The organism is bacterium (assembly GCA_040757115.1).
Lineage (GTDB): Bacteria > UBA9089 > CG2-30-40-21 > CG2-30-40-21 > SBAY01 > JBFLXS01.
In genome coordinates, this window is record JBFLYA010000273.1 from 1 (window position 1) to 4,959 (window position 4,959).

The 4,959-nt window shown below is 37.0% G+C and carries 9 protein-coding genes; 8 read left to right on the forward strand and 1 reads right to left on the reverse strand.

All coding sequences use genetic code 11. The features are described 5' to 3' along the window. From AB1422_16800 to AB1422_16810, 3 genes are all read left to right on the forward strand, one after another. Positions 1-1,190, forward strand: a 1,190-nt coding sequence (locus tag AB1422_16800) for an NADH-quinone oxidoreductase subunit M (GenBank protein ID MEW6620966.1), incomplete at its 5' end; no start/stop codon positions are given. A 5-nt stretch (positions 1,191-1,195) separates the two neighbouring features. Next, positions 1,196-1,411 (forward strand): hypothetical protein, encoded by a 216-nt coding sequence (locus AB1422_16805; protein MEW6620967.1) that lies wholly within the window; start codon positions 1,196-1,198, stop codon positions 1,409-1,411. Further along, positions 1,390-1,956 carry a hypothetical protein gene (locus tag AB1422_16810; protein ID MEW6620968.1) on the forward strand — a complete coding sequence of 189 codons (567 nt, stop codon included), beginning with the start codon at positions 1,390-1,392 and terminating at the stop codon, positions 1,954-1,956. The genes AB1422_16805 and AB1422_16810 overlap by 22 nt, the downstream gene beginning before the upstream one ends. On the opposite strand, the gene AB1422_16815 is transcribed toward AB1422_16810, so the two are convergent. Beyond that, on the reverse strand, positions 1,949-2,107 hold the full coding sequence (locus AB1422_16815) for a hypothetical protein (GenBank protein ID MEW6620969.1): 159 nt from the start codon (positions 2,105-2,107) through the stop codon (positions 1,949-1,951). The genes AB1422_16810 and AB1422_16815 overlap by 8 nt on opposite strands. Before the next feature lie 475 nt (positions 2,108-2,582). On the opposite strand from AB1422_16815, the gene AB1422_16820 reads away from it, so the two are divergent. The 5 genes from AB1422_16820 to AB1422_16840 form a co-directional block, all read left to right on the forward strand. Next, a complete protein-coding gene (locus AB1422_16820) occupies positions 2,583-2,816 on the forward strand; it encodes a hypothetical protein (protein ID MEW6620970.1) in 234 nt (77 codons plus the stop codon). Between the two features lie 86 nt (positions 2,817-2,902). Beyond that, positions 2,903-3,130, forward strand: a complete 228-nt coding sequence (locus AB1422_16825) for a hypothetical protein (protein ID MEW6620971.1) — start codon at positions 2,903-2,905, stop codon at positions 3,128-3,130. 29 nt (positions 3,131-3,159) lie between these two features. Beyond that, positions 3,160-3,399 carry a DUF433 domain-containing protein gene (locus AB1422_16830; protein MEW6620972.1) on the forward strand — a complete coding sequence of 80 codons (240 nt, stop codon included), beginning with the start codon at positions 3,160-3,162 and terminating at the stop codon, positions 3,397-3,399. Beyond that, positions 3,399-3,761 carry a DUF5615 family PIN-like protein gene (locus tag AB1422_16835; GenBank protein MEW6620973.1) on the forward strand — a complete coding sequence of 121 codons (363 nt, stop codon included), beginning with the start codon at positions 3,399-3,401 and terminating at the stop codon, positions 3,759-3,761. The genes AB1422_16830 and AB1422_16835 overlap by 1 nt, the downstream gene beginning before the upstream one ends. A 72-nt stretch (positions 3,762-3,833) precedes the next feature. Then, a partial coding sequence (locus AB1422_16840; protein ID MEW6620974.1) for an NADH-quinone oxidoreductase subunit N occupies positions 3,834-4,959 on the forward strand: 1,126 nt, incomplete at its 3' end.

Here is a 4,959-nt window from a genome sequence, read left to right on the forward strand (position 1 = left end):
TGCTTTCTCTTTTATCCTTAACTATTTCCTGGAATGTTAATGTCCGTGTAAAGGAATATTTTGCCTTATTTTTAATCTTAGAGGCAGGGATGTTAGGGGTATTTATGGCATTAGACCTGTTTGTGTTTTATATCTTTTGGGAGTTGGTGTTAGTGCCAATGTATTTTATCATTGGTATTTGGGGAGGGCCACGAAAGGAATATGCGGCGATTAAATTCATTCTTTACACCCTCATTGGCAGTCTTTTTATGCTGTTAGGCTTTCTGGGGATATATTTTAGCGTTCAGCCGCATACATTCAATATATTGGAATTATCCCAGAAACCGCAAATCTTCCAATCTACATTTGTCGCCAACATAGTCTTTTTAGCCCTTTATGTGGGGTTTGCGGTAAAGATTCCGGTGTGGCCATTCCATACCTGGTTACCAGATGCTCATGTAGAGGCACCAACCGCAGGCAGTGTAATTTTAGCCGGCGTCTTGTTAAAAATGGGCGCTTATGGTTTTTTGCGGGTTAGTCTGCCTATTTTACCTGAATGTGCCAAATATTTCGCCTATTTCCTGGCAATCCTCGGGTTGATAAATATCATTTATGGTGCCTTTGTGGCTATGGCTCAGACGGATTTAAAGAAGATGATTGCCTATTCAAGCATAAGCCACATGGGCTATGTTTTACTTGGCATTGCGGCTTTGACGCCAATAGGACTTAATGGTGCCTTGATGCAATGCTTTACGCATGGGATTGTTACCGGTTCTTTATTTATGTTGGTTGGGGTGATTTACGACCGTGCACATCTGCGAGACATCAATGCCTTTGGCGGCATAGCCAGGGTAGTGCCTGCGTATGCCTCCATTATGGGTATTGCCGTTATGGCCTCATTAGGATTACCAGGTTTAGCCGGATTTATCGGTGAATTATTATGTTTCTTAGGGGCATTCCCGGTATTTTCTATCATTACCGCGGCGGCGGTATTTGGTGTTTTAATCACGGCTATTTATCTTCTCTGGATGTATCGTCAGATATTCTTTGGCGACCTGAATGAAAAATATGCCAAACTGGTAGATTTAGACATCCGCGAGTGGATTTCATTGACACCATTGATGTTTTTAATTGTGTTAGTCGGTCTATATCCAAAAGTAATTCTGGATATAATGAATACAACAATATTGCAATTAGCGGGGAAGTTTTAATAATTATGAATATTAAAAAACATCCAAATCACAAGATATATCTCCAGGTGCTTCGTCAGATGTCACCTGAAGCAAGGTTGCTTAAGGCATTTGAGTTGTCAAAATTTGCTAAACAACTCTTTATTCATGGATTGCATAAAAGATTTCCCAATCTGGATGATGAAGAATTCAAAAAAATACTTTTGGAGCGTCTGGATAAATGTCACAACAAGAATTATTAAAGAAAGTTATCCGTGTAATTAACCAGGAGGGAATTCCGTATATGCTCACAGGCTCTATCGTTTCAAGTCTACAGGGTGAACCCAGATCTACTCATGATATTGATATGATTATTGCTATTCAAAAATCAAAAGTTCATGAGTTGATTAAAATCTTTTCTTTACCTGATTTTTATTTAGATGAAGAAAGTTTCCTTGATGCAATTGATAAACAAAGTATGGTTAATCTAATTGATTTAAAAGGGGGAGATAAAGTTGATTTTTGGATATTGACGGATGAACCTTTTGATCAATTACGGTTTTCTCGCAAAATTACTGAAAAATTTATGGGGATAGAAATTCAGGTTTCAAGCCCAGAGGATACAATCTTAGCCAAATTGAGATGGGCGAAGTTATCCGGTGGAAGTGAAAAACAATTTACTGATGCTTTGCGGGTATATGAAGTTCAATATAGCAAATTAGATTTAGACTATTTAGAACATTGGACAAAGATATTAGGTGTTGAATCATTATGGAAACGCTTAATAAGTGAAGCAGAAATTATATAGTTGACGCACAACCATCAACATTTTTGTTATCAACAAGAGTTTGAAGACTATATTGGGGCAATATTGTGTTTGTCGGACTATATCCAATGGTAGTTTTAGATTTTTGATGGTAACCGTTCAGGTCAAGTTTTTTCTTTGACAGGATGGACATGATAGACAGGATGTTAAGAATAGATTATCTGGTTTTCTCTCCTTTGCGATTTATCCTTTTTTAACCGCAAAGAACTCAAAGATTAAAGACAAAAGGAATCATAAAAAATTCACGAAACTTCAGGTAACTATTCAGCCACTGATTAACACGGATTAGCACGGATAAATACAGAGAGCAAAAGGTAGAGGGCAGAGGGGTTGTCCCCCGCTGGCGGGGGTTAGGGGGTGGAAATTTCCTCCACTGGCAGAGAATCAAGCAGGATAGAAGATAAAAGTCAGAAGGAGAAAAAACCTTCAGCCTTCAGCCTTCAGTCTAATTACGGACACGGAAAACGGACACGGATTATGAATTTTCAGTGTTTCATCCGTGTCCATCTGTGGCTGAATAGTTACCAATATTTAAAGGTAATCTTGTAGTTGTAGTAAAAGATTGTAAACCAGGATTTATTATTACCGTGAACAAGGGGTAATTATTTATGGAATGTCCCAATGGTTGTTTATCTCCGATGGAGGTGAGAAAAAGTGAAAAACTTTTTCATCGCTACGGCAAACCAATCATTATTTCGGATTTGATTATTTATGTATGTCCAAATTGTGGGCAGGAATCAATACCATTGTCATCAGCAAGAAAGATAGAAGTTATTTTAAAAGGAATAGTTAAGTCATCTGGTAAATTCACGGCTGATTTATACGAAATGAGTTCTGTATAATGCATTGTAACACAAATTATGAACTTGTGCGGATATAAACAAAATAACCAAAGGAAAATAATCTGATATTCTCTATAATTACAGCAGTGGCTGTCTTTGGGGTTTTAATCACGGTTATTTACTTTCTCTGGATGTATCGTCAGATATTCTTTGGCGACTTAAACGAAAAATATACTAAACTGGTAGATTTAGATATTCGTGAATGGATTTCATTGACACCATTGATGTTTTTAATCATATTAGTCGGTCTATATCCAAAGGTAATTTTAGATGTAATGAATGCAACGATATTGCAATTAGCGGGAAGATTTTAAAAGAAGGAAAAAGAATTATGTCAAATGATATCTATTGGAAGGAATTTATACATTCAGACCCAGAAATTTTACTTGGGAAACCAGTAGTGAAAGGAACAAGGCTGGCAGTTGAATTTATTTTGGGACTTTTGGCACAAGGTTGGACAGAACAACAAATACTTGAAAATTATTCTACATTAACACCGGAAAGTTTACGTGCCGTTTTTGCGTTTGTTACAGATTGTATGCGTGAGGAATTTTTATATTCCATACCCGCAGAGGCAGCTTAATGAACTTTTTAGCAAATGAAAATTTCCCATTGCTTAGTATCCAAATGTTAAGAAGAGCAGGTTATAATATAGCGAGTATACTTGAAGAAACACCTGGTGCAAAAGACATAGATATTTTAAAACGAGCTCAAAAAGAAAATCGTGTTATTTTGACATTCGATAGAGATTATGGGGAATTGATTTACCAACACAGACAATTTGTATTTGCTGGAGTTTTATATTTTAGATTTGAACCTGCAACTCCAAAAGAACCTGCTGAAATATTACTAAAGATATTACAGAAAAAGGAAATACTTATAAATGGAAAATTTACAGTTGTGGAAAGAAGTAGAATCCGTCAACGTTCCCTCACAGACATTTGATAGTATGCTGTTAAAAAGTAAATAAGTCAGTTTAAATCCGATAACAATACCAAACATATTTGGAGGAAAAAAATGATGGACTGGAGTAAATTTGATTGGTCTTTATTAGGGCCAGAAATAACTTTATTTGCAACGGCTATATCTATACTTGTTATTGACCTGTTTTTGCCAAAAGGTAAGGATAGAACTATCCTGGGTTGGTTAGGAGTAATTGGCTTGATATTTGGTTTTATCACTACCTTAACCTTAAAATCAGGTGAGATTTTTGGTGGAATGTTTGTCATTGATAAGTTAGCCGTCTTTTCTAAACAATTATTGCTGGCGATAACTGGGTTAGTGATATTATCTTCATTAGCCTATGTTAAAAAACTTCCAGCTAACCAGGGGGAATACTATTACCTTTTAGTTTTTGCTACGATGGGGATGTTATTTATGACTTCTTGTGCAGAGTTTATTAGCATCTTTATCTCCTTAGAACTTGCCAGTTTATCCTGCATCATCCTCACTGGTTATTTAAAGAAAGACCCCAAATCTTGTGAGGCGGGGGTAAAATATCTTTTATTTGGGGTATTATCTTCGGCTATTCTACTTTATGGCATAAGTTTCCTCTACGGATTAACCGGGTCAACATTCCTTAAAGACATATCCCCGGATACTCTGAGTCCAATAGTCCTTTTAAGCATAGTTTTATTAATGGCTGGGTTTGGGTTTAAGATTGCCGCAGCACCATTCCATATGTGGGTTCCTGATACCTACGAGGGAGCACCTACACCGATTACCACCTACCTTGCCACGGCATCGAAGTTAGCGGGATTTGTAGTCATTCTGCGGGTCTTTTTAGTCTGTTTTGTGGATATAAAGGTAGATTGGTTACCCTTGATGGCGGTTTTATCAGTGCTTTCTATGGGGCTTGGCAATCTATGTGCCTTACCTCAAACAAATATCAAACGAATGCTGGCTTATTCCAGTATCGCTCATGCGGGATATATTCTGATTGGATTAGCAGTTACCACAGAACTGGGGATAGGTTCAATTATACTTTACCTTTTAGTTTATTCATTAGCCTCACTTGGTGCCTTTTTAGTCGTCATTGCCTTTTCTAATCAAACAGGAACAGATGAAATTTCGGATTACGCCGGGCTATGGAAAAGAGCACCTCTTTTAGCCTTAGCGATGTTACTTAGTTTAGTTTCAATGG